Consider the following 17,556-nt stretch of genomic DNA (forward strand, 5'->3'; position numbering starts at 1 on the left):
CCTCGAGCGCCGGTCGGCACTTCGTTAGGCTTGCGGCGTGAGTGCTGACGAACACCACCCCGACCAGCGGTACGCCCGCCTGCCGGCCGACGAGGCCGAGGCGGTGGCGATGCAGGCGGAGCTGGCGAGCTGCGTCGTCGTCGCCGATCCGGCCGGCGCCGTCGAGACCGTCGCGGGCCTCGACATCGCCTACGACAAGGACGGCGACGACGTGGTGGCGACCGCGGTCGTCCTGCGCCGCGGCGACCTGGAGGTGCTCGACCAGGCGGTGGTGCGCGGGCGGTCCGACTTCCCGTACGTGCCCGGCCTGCTGGCCTTCCGCGAGCTGCCGATGCTGCTGCGTGCGGTCGAGTCCCTGAAGGTGACCCCGGACGTCTTCGTCTGCGACGGCTACGGGCTCGCCCATCCCAGGCGGTTCGGCCTGGCCTGCCATCTCGGCGTCGTCCTCGACGTGCCCTCGATCGGCGTGGCGAAGAGCCCGCCGCACGTCTCGGTGGCCGAACCCGGCACCAGGCGCGGCGACTGGAGCCCGATCCACAGCGGCGAGGAGGTCATCGGCTGCGCGCTGCGGACCCGCGAGGAGGTCAAGCCGATCTACGTCTCGGTCGGTCACCGGTGCACACTGGACACCGCGCGCGAGCTCGTCCTCGAACTCGCCCCCGACTACCGCCTGCCCGAGCCGATCCGCGCGGCCGACCACCTCGGCCGCCGCCGTCTCGCGGCCGCCGAAGAGGCGCGGTAGGGCCTCCCCCACCTGGAAGACGGGCGCTCGCAGGATGGTTCGGTCCGGGCCGCGACCATAGCGTTGAGCGCATGAGCACAACACCTAAGCAAGTCAAGTCGGCGGCGCTGCTGTGGGCGGTCGCGGTGGCCGCGGGCGTCGCCGAGACGGGCCTGGCCGTCACCGAGATCGCGAGCGAAGGCGGCCTGGAGGCCGGAGTCTGGGTCAACATCGGGCTGCGCTCGCTCGTCTACACCGGGGCCGCGCTGCTGGTCGTCCTCTTCACCCAAGGGCGCCGCTGGGCCCGCGTCGGCCTCGCGGTCCTGCTGTCGACGATCGGCCTGGCCTCGATGGTCGTGCCCCCGGCGCTGGCGATGGCCGACGGCGAGGGCTTCGTGGACGCCTTCGGCTCCGGCGGCGAACTCGCGGTCCCGTTCCTCGCGGTCCGCATGGTCCACATAGCGGCGGTGGTCGTGGCGACCGCCCTGATGTTCACCCCGAGTGCCAACGCCCACTTCCGAAAAGACCGACTGGAGCCGGTCACTCCCTGAATCCGGTCCCGGAACGCACTGATGTCGCGGCGGCCCCGGCCCGTCGAGCCGGGACCGCCCGCTATGCGCGGGAGCGGAGGAAGGCCGCCTCGGCCGGGGCCAGAGACGGCGCCTCCAAGACCCTCGGGATCAGTTCCCGCTCGCCCATGGCCGCCTTGAAGAACATCGCGACCGTGACGTCGTGGTCCGGGCGGTCGACCACTTCCAGCTCGCCGCCCTGCTCCACCGCGCCGGGCTCGACCACGCTCAGGTACGCCCCGGGCCTGGCCTCCCGCGTGAAGGTCTTCAGCCAGCCCCGCGCGTCCATCCAGCCGCGGAAGGTGTTGCACGGGGTCCTCGCGGCCGTGACCTCCAAGACCAGGCCGTCGGCGCCGCGCCAGCGCTCGCCGATCCTCGCCTCGCTCAGATCGTGGCCCTCGACGGTGAGGTTCTCGCCGAACACCCCGGCCCGCAGCTCGCGTCCGAGCAGCACCTCGAAATGGTCGTAGTCCTCCCGCGAGTAGGCGTACACCGCCTGGTAGGTGCCGCCATGGTGCTGCACGTCGCCGACCCGGTCCCCGGCCAGCCCCACACTGCCGTCGCCCTTCGGGCCGGGCGCGGTCACCGCGACCGGACCGGACACCGGCCGCTTGTCGATGGCCGTGAACCCGGGATCGTCCTTCCACGGGTTGGGCCGAGGCCTGCCGATGTTGACCGAGAGGATGCGCATGAGCGGGAGCATAACGGGCAGAAGCAGGGGCATCAATCGGATTTCGGCGCCGGTGCCGACTCGGACGGGCTGTCGGCGGGGCCGGTTAGAGTGGTGGCGTGGGGGTCAGTACCAGGAAGCTCTTTCGCGACGACGCGGTGGTGCTGCGCACCTTCAAACTCGGCGAGGCCGACTCCATCGTCTCGCTGCTGGGCCGCCGCCACGGCCGCTTCCGCGCCGTCGCCAAGGGCCTGCGGCGCACCTCGTCGAAGTTCGGGGCCCGCCTCGCCCCCTTCGGGCACGTCGACCTCCAGCTCATCGAGGGCCGCGGCGAGCTCCACACCGTCACCCAGGCCGTCGGCCTGCACCTCTCGGGCGGCGCGATCAGCGCCGACTGGGCCTCGTACACGGCCGCGTGCGTCATCGCCGAGGCCGCCGAGCGGCTCGTGCCCGAGGACCACCAGGCCGACCTGGACGTCTTCCAGCTCACGCTCGGGGCCTTCCGGGCCCTGGCCGAGACCGACCTGCCCGCGGTCCTGATCATGGACTCCTACCTGCTGCGCGGCATGAAGAGCGCCGGCTGGGCGCCCTCGCTCAACGAGTGCGCCAGCTGCGGCAAGGACGGCGAGCACCGGGCGTTCGCCGTCGCCGCCGGCGGCGCGGTGTGCCGCGACTGCCGGCCCGGCGGGGCGTCGGTCCCGATGCCCTCGTCGATGGAGCTCATGCGGGCCCTGGAGGCGGGGGACTGGCAGCACGCGGTCGGCGTCGACGGCCGCGAGCGCACCGAGGCGGCCGGGCTGATCGCCGCCCACTTCCAATGGCACTCCGAGCGCCCACTGCGAACCCTGAAGTACGTGCCGCACTGACCCCCAGTGTCATACAGACGGAGGTATGAAGGTCTTGCAGCGAATGCCGGGGGCGTTCGCCATGCGTTTGTCCCGTGTCCGGAGAACGGCGTTCGACTCCTCGGCCAGCGTGACGTAGGAGGCGTCGTACGGGGTCAGGTTGTGCCGCAGTTCCCGGATACGCCCCCGCATCAGCTGATGCGGAAACCGCTCGATCGCCAATTTTGAAAGGTTCCGGAGGGCTTTATCCGCTTCGGGGTCGGTCAGCTTGCCGGTCCGGCATCGCTGTCTGATGACGGAGATGATCTCCAGGTCGACCAGCTGGGGACCGACGAGTTCGTAACCGACGAGCTGGTGCGGAGGTTCTCACCGTCGGGTCCGAATCGATGAGCGAGGGTGCGAGCACCGAGGCGTCGACTACGATCACCGGGACTCCCTCAGCTCGCGGAGGATCTCGACGGCTTCCTCGCTCGACAGGTGAGCGGTGGCCTCCCGGTCGATCTCTTCGAACAGCTCACGGTTGCTCGGCGCCGCGGCATCGCGGATGAGCTTCTGAAGAAGGTATTCGTTGAGGGACACCCCGGCGACCTTCGCCCGCCGCTCCCAGTAGGCACGGGCCTCATCGGGCATTCGGTCGATGATGTCCATCGGACCAGCGTAGCTCTTCTGCATGCGCACAGGATATGGAAGATCCTTCTGAACTCTTGTCATATCGCGTGTCGCGGCGTGTTCGGCGGGTCGTTAAGTCCGGACCGCCTCGCGCGCTAGGCGGTCCGGGACAGGAACTCCTCGGTGACCGCGAGGAGGCGCTCGCGCGCCGCGACGGCGCCGAAGTCGTGTCCGACGCCCTCGATCAGGAGCTCTTCCAGGCGGTCGCCCCAGACCCGCCGATAGGGCTCGGTGAGCTTCGGGTCCATCAGATCGTCCTCGGCGCCTCCTGCGAGCAGGGCCGGGCCGCCGTGGCGGGAGGCGGCGGTGAACTGGTCGATGCCGCGCACGTCGTCGAAGAACGCCGCGGTGACCGGCCAGCCGCCCATGTCGACGTAGCCGTTCTCGCGCAGCGGCCCCCAGACGTGCTCCTCGGTCCAGTGGTCCATGTCGGCGCTGCCGCCGGCCGGAGCCCACAGCGCGAGCGACCGCACCGGGCGCGTCCCGGCCACCACCACCGCGACCAGGCCTCCCATGCTCATACCGAGCAGCGAGATGCGGTCGGCGTCGACCGCCTGGTGCTCCGCCAGCCGATCGACGACCGCCCCGACTTGGGAGACGCGGTCGGAGACGGTGAAGTCGGCGGGCTCGCCGTCGGATTCGCCGCACCCGGCGAAATCGAAGCGGTAGAAGGCGATGCCGTGCTCGGTGAGCCGCCCGGCCAGCCGCACGTAGGCGCCGCCCATGTCCAAGCGGCTGCCGCTGAGGCCGTGGCAGATCACCACGGCGGGGCCGGCGTCCGCCGGGGGAGGTGGATGACGCCGCGGAGGGTGCGGCCGTGGTGGTCGACGTTGAGAGGTTCCACGGGCTTCAACGTAGCAGGCGCGACTAAGATCGAGTCCCGTCCGCATCGATGGAGGTCCCGTGAGCCGCACCTATGAGCCGCCCAAGCCGCACCCGTCCGGTGCGACGCCGCCCCGCCTGCCCCGCGAGCTGATCCCGCGGCACGTCGCGATCGTCATGGACGGCAACGGCCGCTGGGCCAAGGAGCGCGGCCTCAAACGCACCGAGGGCCACGCGATGGGCGAGGCCTCGCTGTTCGACGTCATCGAGGGCGCGATCGAGATGGGCATCGGGACGCTGTCGGCCTACGCGTTCTCCACCGAGAACTGGCGGCGCAGCCCCGACGAGGTGCGCTGGCTCATGGGCTTCAACCGCGACGTGATCCACCGCCGCCGCGACGAGCTGCACGCGATGGGCGTGCGCATCCGCTGGGCCGGGCGGCGGCCGAGGCTGTGGAAGAGCGTCATCTCGGAACTCCAGGTGGCCGAGCGGATGTCGAGGCACAACGACAAGATCACGCTCCAGTTCTGCGTGAACTACGGCGGCAGGGCCGAGATCGCCGACGCGGCGGCGGCGCTGGCGCGGGACGTCAAGGCCGGCAAGGTCAATCCCGACCGGGTGACGGAGAAGACCTTCGCGCGGTACCTGTACAACCCGGACCTGCCCGACGTGGACCTGTTCCTGCGGCCCTCGGGGGAGCAGCGCACCTCGAACTTCCTGCCGTGGCAGTCGGCCTATGCCGAGCTGGTCTACATGGACGTCCTGTGGCCCGACTTCGACCGCCGCCACCTGTGGCAGGCCTGCGAGACCTACGCCCGCCGGGACCGGAGGTTCGGCGGGGCCGAACCGAATCCGGTCGCCGAGTCCGCGGCCTGAATCCCTAGGCGCTGTTCAGGCGGTCCGACGGCGAGTCGGGGACCGCCGAGCGCGGTTCCTGGCCGGGGTACTTGAACGGCGTGTACTCCTTGGCCTCCTCACGCCGCACCACCAGTTCGTCCACAGTGCTCTGCAGTTTGTCGATGCGCGCCAGCAGCACCGCGGTGTCGGCCGACACCTGGCCGTCCTCGTCGTCGATCCGCTGCGCCTCCTCCATCGAGGCCAGCACCACGCCGATCAGGATGTTCACCAGTATGAACGCCCCGAACAGCACGAACACCACGTAGTACGGGAGCGTCCACAGGTTCTCCTCCATGCTCTCGCGCATGATGTTGCCCATGTCGTCGAAGGCCACGAGCTGGAACAGCGTCAGCAGCGCCGTCCCGACCGTCTCGAAACGCTCCCCATCGGACTCGCCGAACGCGATCCACCCGATCATCGCCCACAGGTACATGATCACGCCGGTCAGCGCGAACACCCCCGCCGACTTCGGCAGCGCCTTCCCCGCCGCCACCAGGATGAGCCGCAGCGACGGCATCGACCTGAAGATCCGCACCACCCGCGCCAGCCTCAGCAGCCGCAGGATCGTCACGTTCTCCCGCAGCCCCGGCAGGAACGAGGCCACCACGATCGCGAAGTCGAACACGTTCCAGCCCTGGCGGAAGAACCGCCACGGCCGCCGCCCGTACGAGACCAGGCCGATCGCCACCTCCAAGGTGAAGAACGCCAGGCACACGTGGTCGACCCACACCAGGAAGTCGCCGGCGCTCCGCACGGCCCTCTCGAACGTCATCGCGCCCAGCACCGCGCCGTTGAGCACGATCACGGACATCGACAGGACCTGGAAGCGGGTCGACCGCAGCAGCGCACGGCAGACGCCCGGCACGGTGGTATCGGCGGTCCGCGGCTTCGACGACGACCCGGGTGAGGAAACTTGCACGGACAACAGGGTAATCACTCCTGGCACACCCGTCCGCCCGAGGCTTGCGCCGCGCCGCCCGCGCGAGGCCTGTACCGCACGGCCCCGCGCGTACCGCAGAATGGTGACGTGAGCCAAGACGTCGCCGAGCACAGCGACACCGCCGAGCGCGCGCCCGCGCGCCGCCGCCGCGGACTGACCTCGATCGAGGTCCTCGCGCTGCTCCTGGTCTTCGGGCTCACCGCCCGTCCCGGCCTGGTCGAACTGTTCGGCGAGGCGGCCGCCCAGGCCTGGATGGCCCGGTTCGTCGCCGTCATGGTCCAGGCCGTCCCGTTCCTGACGCTGGGCGTCGTGCTCTCCTCGGCGATCGCGGCGTTCGTGCCCGCCGGCTTCTTCCACCGCGTCCTGCCCGGCCGCCCCGCCCTGGCCGTGCCGGTCGCGGGCGCCTGCGGCGCGGTCCTGCCCGGCTGCGAATGCGCCTCGGTGCCCGTCGCCGGAGCGCTGGTCAGACGCGGCGTGGCCCCCGCGGCGGCCCTGACGTTCATGCTCGCCTCCCCGGCGATCAACCCGATCGTGCTCGTCTCCACCTTCGTCGCCTTCCCCGGGCAGCCCGAGATGGTGTGGGCCCGGCTCACCGCCTCGCTCGGCGCGGCGGTCGCCATCGGCTGGCTGTGGATCAGGCTCGGCAGGACCGAGTGGCTGCGCCTGCCCGCCCACCGCCACCACGACGGCGGCCGGTGGGCCGCGTTCTGGTCGGCGATCCGCCACGACTTCTTCCACGCGGGCGGCTACCTCGTCATCGGCGCGGCGATCGCGGCCACGCTGAACACGCTCATCCCCGAAGCCTGGCTGGCGCCGCTCGCCGAGCACCCCGTCCTCGGCGTGCTCGCGCTCGCCGCCCTGGCCGTCCTGGTGTCGATGTGCTCGGAGGCCGACGCCTTCGTGGCCGCCTCGCTCACCCAGTTCTCGCCCACCGCGAAGCTGGCGTTCATGGTCGTCGGCCCGTTCGTCGACGTCAAACTCGCGGCCATGCACGCCGCCACCTTCGGGCGGGGCTTCGCCGTCAGGTTCGCGCCCGCCGTGTTCGCCGCGGCCCTCGGCGCCGCCGCCCTGACCGGGGCGGTGCTGCTGTGAGGCGCGACGCGCAGGCGGTGGTCCTGCTCCTCCTCGGCGGCGGCCTGCTCCGCCTGGCGGTCACCGGCGACTACCTGGACTACGTCAAGCCCTCCGCGCTCTGGCTCATCGTGCCCGCCGGGCTCGCCCTGATCACCGTCGCTGCGGTGACGGTATGGGACGTCTGGCGGGACCGGCCCGAGGCCGGGCACGACGGCCACGGCGATCCCAAGGTCGCCTGGCTGCTGCTCGCGCCGGTCGTCGGGATGCTCCTGGTGGCCCCGAACGCGCTCGGCTCCTACGACGCCGAACGCAGCGGCACCGCCGTCGGCTCCGAGGAGGGACGCGCGGGCTATCCCGAGCTGCCCGACGACGAGGACCCCGTCGAGCTGGCGCTGCTCGACTACGCCGCCCGCGCGGTCTTCGACGAGGGCCGCACCCTCGAAGGCCACCGGATCCAGTTGAGCGGCTTCATCCTCTACAACGGCGACGAGCCGCAACTGGCGCGCATGGTCGTCTCCTGCTGCGCGGCCGACGCCCGCCCGGTCAAGATCGGTTTCGACGGCGAGGTCCCCGAAGGCCTGGAGCCGGACCAGTGGGTGGAGGTCGTCGGCGTCTACTCGCCGCGCCAGGGCCGCGACGAGATCAACGGGGAGCTCATCCCGTACATCGAGGTGGAGTCGGTCACCGAGATCGCCGCTCCTGACAACGAATACCAGTGATACCTGTCATGAGTTCCGCTCGCGCCCGCAGCGGCGTGGAGCGTCACCGCAGGTGAGAGGCTTGTGGCAGGACCGCCCTCCATACATTAGATGTTGACAATGATTGTCATCTCTGGGCAAGGTTTCCGGTATGCGCCGAACAATGCTCACAGTGCCCGCCGCCGGGCTCCTCGCGGCGGCCGCCCTCGCCGCCTGCGGCGACGGCGACTCCGCCTCCTCCGACGGCGAGATCGACGTCGTGGCCGCCTTCTACCCGCTCGCCTTCGCGGCCGAACAGGTCGGCGGCGACCACGTCAACGTGTCCAACCTCACCCCGGCCGGCCAGGAGCCGCACGACCTCGAACTCGCCCCCAGCGACATCGCCGCCATCGAAGAGGCCGACTACATCGTCTACCTCGAGGGCTTCATGCCCGAATTCGACGAGGCCGTCAGCGAGTACGCCTCCGACAAGGCCCTCGAAGTCGGCTCCGCCGTCGAGCTCCTCGACTACAGCGAGGACACCGAGAACCTCGAGGACCACGATCACGGCGAGGAGTCCCACTCCGAGGACGAGCACGGCGAGGAGTCCCACAGCCACGACGAGCACGCCGAGGAGAGCCACTCCGAGGGCGAGCACGCCGAAGAAGAGGACCACGACCACGAGCACGCGACCGAGGGCACCGACCCCCATGTCTGGCTCGACCCGATCCGCTACTCGGCCATCGGCGAGGCCGTCGCCGACGGCCTCGCCGGCATCGACGAGGCGAACGCCGAGGCCTACACCACCGGCGCCGAGGACTTCACCGCCGCGCTCACCGAACTCGACGCCGAGTTCACCGAAGGGCTCGCGAACCGCGCCTCCGACGACATCGTCACCTCCCACGCCGCCTTCGGCTACCTCGCCGACCGCTACGGACTCCACCAGATCGCCATCTCCGGCGTCAGCCCCGACCAGGAACCCGACAGCGCCCGCATGGCCGAGATCGCCGAGTTCGTCGAGAGCCACGACGTCACCACGATCTTCTTCGAGACCCTCGTCTCGCCCGACATCGCCGAGACGCTCGCCGCCGAGACCGGCGCCGCCACCGCCGTCCTCGACCCCCTCGAAGGGCTCACCGACGACCAGGAGGGCGCCGACTACTTCACCGTCATGCGCGACAACCTCGCGGCGTTGCAGACGGCGCTCGGCGCGGCCTGAGCGACAATGAACCGATGCCCGTCATAGCAACCCGCGGCGCGACCGTCTCCTACGGCGGTCGCGCCGTCGTCCGCGGCGTCGACCTCGCCGTCGAATCCGGTGAGGCCGTCGCCGTCATGGGCGCCAACGGCTCCGGCAAGTCCACGCTCGTCAAGGCCGTCGTCGGCCTGGCGCCCCTCGCCGCGGGCGCCATCGAGCTGTTCGGCGTCCCCCAGCGCCGCTTCCGCAACTGGAAGCGCGTCGGCTACGTCCCCCAGCGCACCGGCGCCGCCTCCGGCGTCCCGGCCACCGCCGCCGAGGTCGTCGCCCAAGGGCGCCTGGGCCACCGCCTGATCGGCCTGCCGGCGCGCCGAGGCGACCGCGCCGCCGTCGCCCGCAGCCTCGAGGAGGTCGGCCTCGCCGGCCACGCCCACTGCTCGGTCGACACCCTCTCGGGCGGCCAGCAGCAGCGCGTCCTCATCGCCCGCGCCCTCGCCACCGACCCCGAACTGCTGATCATGGACGAGCCCACCGTCGGCGTCGACGCCGAGACCCAGGCGGCGCTCGCCGCGGTCGTCGCCGACCGCGTCGACGCCGGATGCGCGGTCCTGCTCGTCACCCACGAGCTCGGCCCGCTCACCGACCGGCTCGACCGCGCCGTGGTCCTGGCCGACGGCCGCGTCGTCCACGACGGCGAGCCCCCGCGCCCGGTCGGCGAGCACGCCGACCCCCGCCACCAGCACGCGCACCCACATGCCAACGGCGAGGACACCGACGACCTCTGGGGCGGCAAATGAACCTGGACATGTCCATCTTCGGCTACGAGTTCATGCAGCGCGCCCTCATCAGCGCGCTCGCCGTCGGCCTGTGCGCGCCGGCCGTCGGCGTCTTCCTCGTCCAGAAGCGCCTCGCGCTCATCGGCGACGGGCTCGGCCACATCGCGCTCACCGGCGTCGCCATCGGCTTCCTCACCGGCGGCGCGCCCATGTGGACCACGCTCGCCACCACCATCGCCGCCTCCGTCGTCATGGAGCTCCTGCGCAGCCACTCCAAGACCTCGGGCGACGTCGCCCTGGCCATGATGTTCTACGGCGGCATCGCCGGCGGCGTCTACCTCACCGGCATCGCCTCCGACAAGGGCGTCGCCAACCTCCAGCAGTACCTGTTCGGGTCCCTGCTCACCGCCGGATGGGACGAGGTCTGGACCATCGCCGTCGGCGGCGCCGCCGTCGCACTGCTCATGCTGGTCCTCAGGCCCTGGATGTCGGCCATCGCCACCGACGAGCAGTACGCCCGAGTCGCCGGGCTGCCCGTCGCCGGGCTCAACCTGCTGCTGCTCATGACCACCGCCGTCGTCGTCTCCGTCTCGATGCGCGCCGTCGGGCTGCTCCTGGTCAGCGCCCTGCTCGTCATCCCCGTGGTCACCGTCCAGCAGTTCACGCGCTCCTTCCGGGCCACCATGCACGGCGGCATGGCCGCCGGGCTCCTCATCGCCGGGGCCGGCGTCGTCGCCTCGGCCGTCCAGGACGTCCCGCCGGGCGCGACCATCGTGCTCATCGGTGTCGCCTGCTTCGTCGTCACCGCCACCGCCGCCGCCCTTGTGCGCCGCGTCCGCCGCACCTGGCGCCGCCACCTGCCGCCCGAAGGCGAGCCGCTCGAGGTGGAGCTGCCGCGGGCCGAACCGTCCCCGGGGGGATGACTTCGCGTGGGGGAGGCGACACCTGGGCCGGTCCGGGAGCCGCGGACGCGTTATTTTTGCCATGTGCGTACTGAAGCCGAGCTCACCGAATCCACGCCAGCCGACTACGAGCAGGCCGGGGAGCTGCTGCGCGCGCTCGCCGCGCCGCTGCGCATCGCGATCGTGATGGAGCTGGCCGAAGGGCCCAAGTACGTGCACCAGATCGTGGAGGTCCTCGGCGTCACACAGCCGCTGGTCTCCCAGCATTTGCGGGTCCTGCGAGGGGCGGGTATCGTGCGCGGGACCCGGTCGGGCAGGGAGATCTCGTACAGTCTTATCGACGACCACATCGCCCACATCGTCACCGACGCCGTCAACCACGCCAGAGAAGGGCACTAGCCGGGGGCCCGGACGCGGGCGGAACGGCGAAACCGAACCCCGCCTCGGGCGGGGCGAGCGCGCACGCATCGGACTGGAGGGCGATAGGTTGGAGCCCCGAGTCCGCCCGGGCCCGCACCATCGACCACGCAGGAGGAAAGCGCAGTGGCAGGCCCACCCGTCTCCCACCACTACCCGAACCGGAGTGAACACTGTGCCTAAGCCGCCGGTAGAGAACATGGCGCGGTCCACCAAGCAGCGGACCGCGATCCTCGAGCTGCTCGAAGCCGACGACGCCTTCCGGAGCGCCCAGGACCTCCACGCGATCCTGCGCGACGCCGGGTCCAAGATCGGGCTGACCACCGTCTACCGCACCCTCCAGGCCTTCGCCGACGCCGGCGTCGTCGACGTCATGCGCCTGCCCGGCGGCGACCACCTGTACCGGCTGTGCACGGCCGAGGAGCACCACCACCACCTGGTGTGCCGCAGCTGCGGCAGGACCGTCGAGGTCGCCGGGCCCACCGTCGAGCGCTGGGCCAACAAGGTCGCCTCCGAGCACGGCTTCACCGACGTCGGACACACGCTCGAACTCCACGGCCTGTGCGCCGCATGCTCCAAGTAGGCTTGGGACGATGCTGGTGCTGTATCGGTTCGCCGTCTCCGAAGGCGAAACGGAAGACTTCTCGCGCGACGCCGAAGCCGCACTCGCGGCGCTGGCCTCGTGCGACGGCTACGTGCGCGGCCGCCTCGGGCGCGCCGTGGACGAGGACGAGACCTGGCTGCTGCTCACCGAGTGGGCCGGGGTCGGCTCCTACCGCCGCGCCCTGTCGAACTACCAGGTGAAGATGGCCACCCCGCTGCTGTCGCGAGCGCTGCCGGAGGCCTCGGCCTTCGAGGTCCTCGCCGAGTGCGCCCCGGGCGGCGAGCCGATCGGATCCGGCTCGGACCGCTCCGAGGACCCCGGGACCGCCCGACAGGAGGCCAGACGATGAGCGACCGCCCCGATCGCTCCCAGGACGACGACGCGCCGCGGCCCGAACCGGCGGAGCGCCCGGCCGAGCCGATCGTCGCCGAACCGCGCGACACCGAGCCGGACGTCGAGCCGATCCCCGTGCAGATGGTCGCGCCGATCCAGATCGCCCCCGAGCCCGGCACCGCCCCGGCCCTGGCCGAGTCGCCCGCCCCCGAACCCGAGCGTCCCGAGCCCGACGCGGACGCCTCGGCGCCGGACGAGACCCCCGAGCCCGCCCCCACCGAGGAGACGCTGGCGCTCCCGCCGGCCACCCCCGAGCCGCCCCCGCCCCCGTCCTCGCAGCCGGAGCGCATGTCCGCCCTCGAAGGCGTCGCGGTGCCGTTCGCGGCCCCGCCGGCCGAGCGCAACAGCGGCAGGTTCGCCCTCGCGTTGGCGTTCGGCGTCGGCGGCGGCGTCATGGCCCTCATCGCCGTGGTGGTCGCCCTGTTCGCCTCGCTTTTCACGCTGACCGAGTCCTACATGGACAAGATCGAGGACACGGCCGAGGCCTTCATCTCCGACATCGACGACGAGCAGTGGGACGACGCTTACACCCGCCTGTGCCCCGACATGCGGGACCGGCCGGTCGAGGACTACATCGAGGAATGGGACGACTGGGAGGTCGACGGCGCCGACGTCCGACCGGTCCGCGACGAGATGAGCGGCACGTACGTGCCGGTCGAACTCGCCGACGGCTCGGTCGTGGAGCTGCGCATCCTCATCGAGCAGGGCCCCGAGTCCGTCGACACCACCGTCTGCGGCTGGGACCAGACCGGCTAGATCCGGCCGCCGAGGAGGCGGCCGCTCTTGCCACCCGGATGTTAATGCGATTAACATAGGCACATGAGCCCTCGTGTCAGACGCGCCGCGTTCCGCGCCGCGCACCTGCTCCTCGCCGCCGCCATCGGCTGCTACGTGTACTTCCCCGACTCCTGGGCCCTCGGCCTCAAACCGGTGATCATGGCCGTGGTCTTCCCGCTCGCGCTGATCAGCGGCCTCGCCATGTGGGGCCGCCGCCGCGTCCGCGTCACGGTGGCGGGCCCGTGAACCGCCGCCTGGCCTGGGCCGCCCTCGCCGCGGTCGGCATCGCCGCCGCCCTCGCCGCCCAGATCCGCCTCCAAGCGCTGTTCGCCACCGCCGAGCACCCGACGACCCTCCTGCGCTCCAACCACAACGCCGACGCCGCACTCGCCCGCGACTGGCACCGGACACTCCTCGACCAGGGCACCCTCGACCGCATGGTCACCACCGAACGCTTCGACTACCTCTGGATGCTCGCGCTCGCCGCGGCCCTGGTCTCGATCACCATGCTCGCCTCCGCGCTCTTGGAGCGCCGCGCCCCCCGAGCCTCCCGGCGGCTGCGCCGCCTCGCCCCCGCGGCCGCGCTCCCGGCGGCCGTCGACGCCGCGGAGAACGCCGTGTCCCTGGCGATGCTCGCCGACCCGCTCGGCTTCCCCGAGCTCCTCGCCCCCCTCCACGCGTCCCTGGCCTGGCTTAAGCTTGCCTGCGTGGTGGCCGTCGCCGTGGGCGCGTCCGCCTACACCCTCGTGGCGGCGGTGAAGGGAGAACGGCATGGGGACCACGACGCCGTACCACCACGGCTCGCTGCGCAGGGCCCTCCATGACGCCGCGCTGCGCCTCATCGCCGAGCACGGCGCGGACGCCTTCACCTTGAAGCAGGCCGCCGCCGAAGCGGGCGTGAGCGTCGCCGCCCCCTACCGCCACTACGGCGGCAAGGCCGACCTCCTCGGCGCGCTCGCCGCCGAGGGCTTCACGCTCCTGGCCGACCGCCTGCGCGCGGCCGCGGCCGCCGAGGACCCGGCCCAGGCCCTGCTCGACGCGGGCCTGGCCTACCTCGCCTTCGCCGACGAGCACCGGGCCCACTTCGAAGTCATGTTCCACAACCGCGGCCGCGAGCCCCGAGCCGAAGGCGCCGTGGCCCTCGACGTCCTAGGCGGCGTCATCGCCAGGCTCGAGGCCGCCGGGCGGCTCGCGGTGCCGCCGCCGGCCGCGCTGCGCGCCGCCTGGGCGTCCGTCCACGGCCTGGCGGTCCTGCGCCACGGCGGCATGCGCACCGTCGTCGACGACGACCCGCGGTCGCTGCGCGACGAGGTCCTCGCTCCGCTCCTGAGCGGCGGGCTCCTGCGCTGAGCCGCGGTCGCCGCGCGACGAGGCCCCCTCCACCGCCGAACGGCCGCCTCCCGCCCTAGAACCGCGACGGCGGATACCGCTGCGGCGGGACGGCCTGCGGCGCCCCCGTCCCCGGCTGCCCCATGGGGACCATCATGACGAGCGCCGCGGCCGGTCTGCGCGGCGTCCACTTCCGGACGCCGGGCACGAGCATGAGCGCGAAGACGGCGACCGCCAGCACTTGGAGAGCGATGTGGCGGGCGAACATCATCGGGTAGGGATTCGACTCCCACGGCGGGATGAAGTCGCGGTACTCGCGGTATTCGAGGTACACGAAGACGAGCAGGAGCCCCGCCGAGAGGATCGCGCCGATCGACCACACGACGCCGAAGACCCTCGCCGCCGCCGAGCCCTTCATCAGCCCCGGCGCGCAGATGACGGCGCAGATCAGCAGCACCGCGTAGACGACGGTCGGGATGCCCCGCATCCAGATGTTGTCGCCGTCCAGGAACGCCCCAGGCAGCGACGTGTACTCGGAGTACCTGGCGTTCTCGGCCATCGCGCTGTCGACGTTGACCCACACCCCCCACGCGCACAGCGCGGCGAACAGCCACACCGCGATGACGGCGACGGTGGCCGCGCCCGGCCTGGTCTCCGGGCGCTCCGGCTGCGGCGGGCCGGCCACGCCGGGCGCCCCCGGCATGCCCGACACCTGCACCTCGCCTCGCTGGATGCGGTGCATGAGGATCCACTGCCGCGCCGACTTGGAGCACAGCAGCCCCAGCAGCGTGCCGTAGAGCGCGGCCAGAACGCCGCCGACCGCGAGCGCGATCTCGCCGCCGTTCCCGAACGCGATGGTCCCGAAGACGATGCCGACGGCCGCGAAGACCAGACCGATAATGGCCGACACCAGGTTCCAGATCCACGCCCAGCGCTTGCCCCGTGCGATGTGCACGGGCGTCAGCACCGACTGGATCGTGGTGTACAGGGCGTAGGCCAAGGCGATCAGGCTCAGCGGGTGGAAGAAGTCGATCATGTTGATGATCGAGAAGACGTCGCCGACTGCGGCGATGGCGAGGAAGATCCACAGGATCACCTGGATGCCGGTGACGGTGCCGGGCTTGTCCATCGTCATCACCGGCGCGGCCATCTGGCCGGGGACCGGCTGGCCGGCGGGCCCCGCCGTCGGACCGTAGGCGCCGCCGGGCCCCATGGTCGGCGGCCGAGGCGGGACCGACTGGTACCCGGATGGCGAAGGAGGTTGCTGGGGAGGGAAAGTCATTGATTTCCTCGGGTTTTGGGGCAGGTTGTAGCGGTCAGATTACCGGACATCGACAACCGGGCGGTGGTGCGCGGGTTTGCTAGTCTGACTCACGCCGAGAGACCTCCGAGCGAAGCAGGACGCACCGTGTCTGACATAACGCCCACTTCCCACACGTTCCAAGTGGATCTGCGCGGCCTGGTGGATCTGCTGTCCCACCACCTGTACTCGTCTCCGAAGGTCTATGTCCGCGAGCTGCTCCAGAACGCCGTCGACGCGATCACCGCGCGCCGCGCCTTCGAGCCCGCCGCCCCCGGCGAGGTCCGCATCGCCACCGACGGGCAGCGCCTGACCATCACCGACCCCGGCGTGGGCCTGACCGCCGCCGAAGTCCACAAGCTGCTCGCCACCATCGGCGGCTCCTCCAAACGCGACGAGGAGATCGAGGGCGCCCGCCGGGACTTCCTCGGCCAGTTCGGCATCGGCCTGCTCGCGTGCTTCACCGTCGCCTCGGTCATCACCGTCACCTCCCGCTCGGCCAGGGAACGCGACGCGGCCGCCGTGCGCTGGTCGGCCCGCGACGACGGCTCCTACACCGTCACCGAACTGCCCGAGGGCGAGCGACCCGAGCCGGGCACCGTCGTCGAACTCCTCGCCCGCCCCGGCGAGCAGTGGCTCGCCCCCGGCAAAGTCGTCGACCTCGCCCGCGAGTACGGCTCGCTCCTGCCGGTCGACATCACCGTCGAAGGCGGCGGCGAGACCGTGCGGGTCACCGACACGCCGCCGCTGTGGGAACGCCCCTGGCCGACCGCGACGGCCCGCCGCCTCGCGCTCAACGCCTACTGCGAGGAGACCCTCGGCTTCTCCCCGCTCGACGTCATCGACCTCGACGTGCCCCTGGCCGGCATCAAGGGCGCCGCGTTCGTCCTGCCGCACGCCACCTCGCCCTCGGCGCGCCCCGCCCACCGCGTGCACCTCAAGCGGATGCTCCTGACCGACACCGCCGACAACCTCGTCCCCGAATGGGCCTTCTTCGTCCGCTGCGTCGTCGACACCGATGCGCTGCGCCCCACCGCCAGCCGCGAGTCCCTCTACGACGACGAGGCCCTCGCCGTCGCCCGCGACGCGATCGGCGCCCAGATCCGCGACTGGCTCGCCAAGCTCGCCTCGACCGACCCGAGCCGCCTGGAGGCATTCCTCGCCGTCCACGAGCTCGGCGTCAAGGCGCTCGCCCGCCACGACGCCGAACTACTCGAGGCCATGCTGCCGTGGCTGCGCTTCGAGACCACCGACGGCGCCTCGAACCTCATCGACTTCGCCCGCGCCCACCAGCCGGTCTACCTCGCCGCCACCGTCGACGAGTACCGCCAGGTCGCCCAGATCGCCGCCGCCCAGGGCATCGGCGTGGTCAACGGCGGCTACACCTACGACGCCGAACTCGTCGGGGCACTGCCGCGCCTCGACCCGCAGATCAAGGTCGAGTCGCTCCAGCCCGGCGTCATCTCCGCGAACCTCGACCCGCTCCCCGGCGAGACCGAACTGGCCCTCCAGTCCTTCCTCGCCGCCGCCCGCGCCCGCCTCGACGCGGTCGACGTCGACGTCGTCCTGCGCGAGTTCAACCCCGTCTCCGTGCCCGCCCTGCTCCTCGACGACCGCGAGGCCCGCCGCGAACGCCAGCGGGCCGAAGCCGAGGCCGAGGCCGACGACCTGTGGGGCGGCATCCTCGCCTCCATCAAGCAGCACGCGGCCCGCGCCCAGCTCGTCCTCAACCACCGCAACCCCACCGTCCGCCGCGTCAGCGCCATCGGTGACCCCGAACTGGCCGGGACGGCGGTCGAGTCGCTGTACGGGCAGGCGCTCCTGATGAGCCACCGGCCGCTGCGCGCGGCCGACACCGCGCTGCTGAACCGCTCGTTCATGAACCTGCTCGAACACGTCACCAGAGAGTGAGGACCAGACCGGCGACCCCGGACCTCCCCGCCCCCGACCCGACGGGGGAGACCCAACCCGAAACC

The 17,556-nt window shown here is 71.7% G+C and carries 22 protein-coding genes and 1 pseudogene; 17 read left to right on the forward strand and 6 right to left on the reverse strand.

The annotated features are described in order from the left end of the window. The first annotated feature begins 37 nt into the window (after positions 1–37). Both nfi and YWW_RS0104015 read left to right on the forward strand, forming a co-directional pair. Entirely contained in the window at positions 38–742 is a 705-nt protein-coding gene (gene nfi / locus YWW_RS0104010; protein WP_211228415.1) for a deoxyribonuclease V, read from the forward strand. 71 nt (positions 743–813) lie between these two features. Then, a complete protein-coding gene (locus tag YWW_RS0104015) occupies positions 814–1,272 on the forward strand; it encodes a hypothetical protein (RefSeq protein WP_026929085.1) in 459 nt (152 codons plus the stop codon). Between the two features lie 61 nt (positions 1,273–1,333). Here YWW_RS0104015 and YWW_RS0104020 read toward each other — a convergent pair whose 3' ends face one another. Further along, on the reverse strand, positions 1,334–1,981 hold the full coding sequence (locus YWW_RS0104020; RefSeq protein ID WP_026929086.1) for an MOSC domain-containing protein: 648 nt from the start codon (positions 1,979–1,981) through the stop codon (positions 1,334–1,336). 98 nt (positions 1,982–2,079) lie between these two features. On the opposite strand from YWW_RS0104020, the gene recO reads away from it, so the two are divergent. Then, on the forward strand, positions 2,080–2,826 hold the full coding sequence (gene recO, locus YWW_RS0104025; RefSeq protein WP_026929087.1) for a DNA repair protein RecO: 747 nt from the start codon (positions 2,080–2,082) through the stop codon (positions 2,824–2,826). Positions 2,827–2,835: 9 nt separating this feature from the next. Here the strand turns inward: recO and YWW_RS38180 are convergent. The 3 genes and pseudogenes from YWW_RS38180 to YWW_RS0104040 all read right to left on the reverse strand — a co-directional run. Continuing rightward, a pseudogene (locus YWW_RS38180) lies at positions 2,836–3,135 on the reverse strand (type II toxin-antitoxin system VapC family toxin); the annotation flags it as partial. Positions 3,136–3,228: 93 nt separating this feature from the next. Further along, entirely contained in the window at positions 3,229–3,477 is a 249-nt protein-coding gene (locus YWW_RS28235; protein WP_035697126.1) for a hypothetical protein, read from the reverse strand. A 92-nt stretch (positions 3,478–3,569) separates the two neighbouring features. Further along, positions 3,570–4,238, reverse strand: coding sequence for an alpha/beta hydrolase (locus tag YWW_RS0104040; protein WP_162145916.1), 669 nt, complete (start codon positions 4,236–4,238; stop codon positions 3,570–3,572). Positions 4,239–4,377: 139 nt separating this feature from the next. Between YWW_RS0104040 and YWW_RS0104045 the strand changes: the two genes are divergently transcribed. Next, positions 4,378–5,172 (forward strand): isoprenyl transferase, encoded by a 795-nt coding sequence (locus YWW_RS0104045; RefSeq protein WP_026929089.1) that lies wholly within the window; start codon positions 4,378–4,380, stop codon positions 5,170–5,172. Between the two features lie 4 nt (positions 5,173–5,176). Here the strand turns inward: YWW_RS0104045 and YWW_RS28240 are convergent, their stop codons facing one another. Further along, positions 5,177–6,112 carry an ion transporter gene (locus YWW_RS28240; protein ID WP_155829895.1) on the reverse strand — a complete coding sequence of 312 codons (936 nt, stop codon included), beginning with the start codon at positions 6,110–6,112 and terminating at the stop codon, positions 5,177–5,179. A gap of 108 nt (positions 6,113–6,220) precedes the next feature. Here YWW_RS28240 and YWW_RS0104055 point away from each other — a divergent pair, with 108 nt between their 5' ends. From YWW_RS0104055 to YWW_RS28245, 12 genes are all read left to right on the forward strand, one after another. Further along, positions 6,221–7,225: a permease gene (locus YWW_RS0104055; protein ID WP_026929090.1), complete on the forward strand. Its 1,005-nt coding sequence runs from the start codon at positions 6,221–6,223 to the stop codon at positions 7,223–7,225. Next, positions 7,222–7,926, forward strand: coding sequence for a TIGR03943 family putative permease subunit (locus tag YWW_RS0104060; RefSeq protein ID WP_026929091.1), 705 nt, complete (start codon positions 7,222–7,224; stop codon positions 7,924–7,926). Before YWW_RS0104055 ends, YWW_RS0104060 begins: the two co-directional genes overlap by 4 nt. 130 nt (positions 7,927–8,056) lie before the next feature. Beyond that, complete coding sequence (locus YWW_RS0104065; protein ID WP_026929092.1) at positions 8,057–9,103, forward strand: metal ABC transporter substrate-binding protein; 1,047 nt, start codon at positions 8,057–8,059, stop codon at positions 9,101–9,103. A gap of 14 nt (positions 9,104–9,117) precedes the next feature. Continuing rightward, positions 9,118–9,879 carry a metal ABC transporter ATP-binding protein gene (locus YWW_RS0104070; RefSeq protein ID WP_035697121.1) on the forward strand — a complete coding sequence of 254 codons (762 nt, stop codon included), beginning with the start codon at positions 9,118–9,120 and terminating at the stop codon, positions 9,877–9,879. Positions 9,880–9,887: 8 nt separating this feature from the next. Further along, complete coding sequence (locus YWW_RS0104075) at positions 9,888–10,781, forward strand: metal ABC transporter permease (RefSeq protein WP_026929093.1); 894 nt, start codon at positions 9,888–9,890, stop codon at positions 10,779–10,781. 63 nt (positions 10,782–10,844) lie between these two features. Further along, a complete protein-coding gene (locus YWW_RS35720) occupies positions 10,845–11,159 on the forward strand; it encodes an ArsR/SmtB family transcription factor (RefSeq protein WP_026929094.1) in 315 nt (104 codons plus the stop codon). Positions 11,160–11,376: 217 nt separating this feature from the next. Then, positions 11,377–11,760, forward strand: a complete 384-nt coding sequence (locus YWW_RS0104085; protein WP_051325355.1) for a transcriptional repressor — start codon at positions 11,377–11,379, stop codon at positions 11,758–11,760. Between the two features lie 10 nt (positions 11,761–11,770). Then, positions 11,771–12,130, forward strand: coding sequence for an antibiotic biosynthesis monooxygenase (locus tag YWW_RS0104090; RefSeq protein ID WP_026929096.1), 360 nt, complete (start codon positions 11,771–11,773; stop codon positions 12,128–12,130). After that, entirely contained in the window at positions 12,127–12,930 is an 804-nt protein-coding gene (locus tag YWW_RS0104095) for a hypothetical protein (protein WP_026929097.1), read from the forward strand. The genes YWW_RS0104090 and YWW_RS0104095 overlap by 4 nt, the downstream gene beginning before the upstream one ends. Before the next feature lie 63 nt (positions 12,931–12,993). After that, positions 12,994–13,197 (forward strand): hypothetical protein, encoded by a 204-nt coding sequence (locus YWW_RS0104100; protein WP_026929098.1) that lies wholly within the window; start codon positions 12,994–12,996, stop codon positions 13,195–13,197. Then, a complete protein-coding gene (locus YWW_RS0104105; RefSeq protein WP_026929099.1) occupies positions 13,194–13,775 on the forward strand; it encodes a hypothetical protein in 582 nt (193 codons plus the stop codon). Before YWW_RS0104100 ends, YWW_RS0104105 begins: the two co-directional genes overlap by 4 nt. Further along, complete coding sequence (locus YWW_RS28245; protein WP_035697114.1) at positions 13,723–14,301, forward strand: TetR/AcrR family transcriptional regulator; 579 nt, start codon at positions 13,723–13,725, stop codon at positions 14,299–14,301. The genes YWW_RS0104105 and YWW_RS28245 overlap by 53 nt, the downstream gene beginning before the upstream one ends. Positions 14,302–14,356: 55 nt before the next feature. Here the strand turns inward: YWW_RS28245 and YWW_RS0104115 are convergent, their stop codons facing one another. Then, on the reverse strand, positions 14,357–15,562 hold the full coding sequence (locus YWW_RS0104115; RefSeq protein ID WP_155829896.1) for a hypothetical protein: 1,206 nt from the start codon (positions 15,560–15,562) through the stop codon (positions 14,357–14,359). Between the two features lie 126 nt (positions 15,563–15,688). On the opposite strand from YWW_RS0104115, the gene YWW_RS0104120 reads away from it, so the two are divergent. Then, on the forward strand, positions 15,689–17,491 hold the full coding sequence (locus YWW_RS0104120; RefSeq protein WP_155829898.1) for an HSP90 family protein: 1,803 nt from the start codon (positions 15,689–15,691) through the stop codon (positions 17,489–17,491). Positions 17,492–17,556: the final 65 nt, after the last annotated feature.

It is taken from the genome of Glycomyces tenuis DSM 44171, assembly GCF_000427885.1.
GTDB classification, from domain to species: Bacteria; Actinomycetota; Actinomycetes; order Mycobacteriales; family Micromonosporaceae; genus Glycomyces; species Glycomyces tenuis.

Bases quoted from the DNA above. Each gene is read 5' to 3' on its own strand.
- YWW_RS0104015 (WP_026929085.1), top strand. From the start codon at position 814: ATGAGCACAACACCTAAGCAAGTCAAGTCGGCGGCGCTGCTGTGGGCG.
- YWW_RS0104020 (WP_026929086.1), bottom strand. From the start codon at position 1,981: ATGCGCATCCTCTCGGTCAACATCGGCAGGCCTCGGCCCAACCCGTGG.
- YWW_RS28235 (WP_035697126.1), bottom strand. From the start codon at position 3,477: ATGCAGAAGAGCTACGCTGGTCCGATGGACATCATCGACCGAATGCCC.
- YWW_RS0104065 (WP_026929092.1), top strand. From the start codon at position 8,057: ATGCGCCGAACAATGCTCACAGTGCCCGCCGCCGGGCTCCTCGCGGCG.
- YWW_RS0104070 (WP_035697121.1), top strand. From the start codon at position 9,118: ATGCCCGTCATAGCAACCCGCGGCGCGACCGTCTCCTACGGCGGTCGC.
- YWW_RS0104075 (WP_026929093.1), top strand. From the start codon at position 9,888: ATGTCCATCTTCGGCTACGAGTTCATGCAGCGCGCCCTCATCAGCGCG.
- YWW_RS0104085 (WP_051325355.1), top strand. From the start codon at position 11,377: ATGGCGCGGTCCACCAAGCAGCGGACCGCGATCCTCGAGCTGCTCGAA.
- YWW_RS0104090 (WP_026929096.1), top strand. From the start codon at position 11,771: ATGCTGGTGCTGTATCGGTTCGCCGTCTCCGAAGGCGAAACGGAAGAC.
- YWW_RS0104095 (WP_026929097.1), top strand. From the start codon at position 12,127: ATGAGCGACCGCCCCGATCGCTCCCAGGACGACGACGCGCCGCGGCCC.
- YWW_RS0104100 (WP_026929098.1), top strand. From the start codon at position 12,994: ATGAGCCCTCGTGTCAGACGCGCCGCGTTCCGCGCCGCGCACCTGCTC.
- YWW_RS28245 (WP_035697114.1), top strand. From the start codon at position 13,723: ATGGGGACCACGACGCCGTACCACCACGGCTCGCTGCGCAGGGCCCTC.
- YWW_RS0104115 (WP_155829896.1), bottom strand. From the start codon at position 15,562: ATGACTTTCCCTCCCCAGCAACCTCCTTCGCCATCCGGGTACCAGTCG.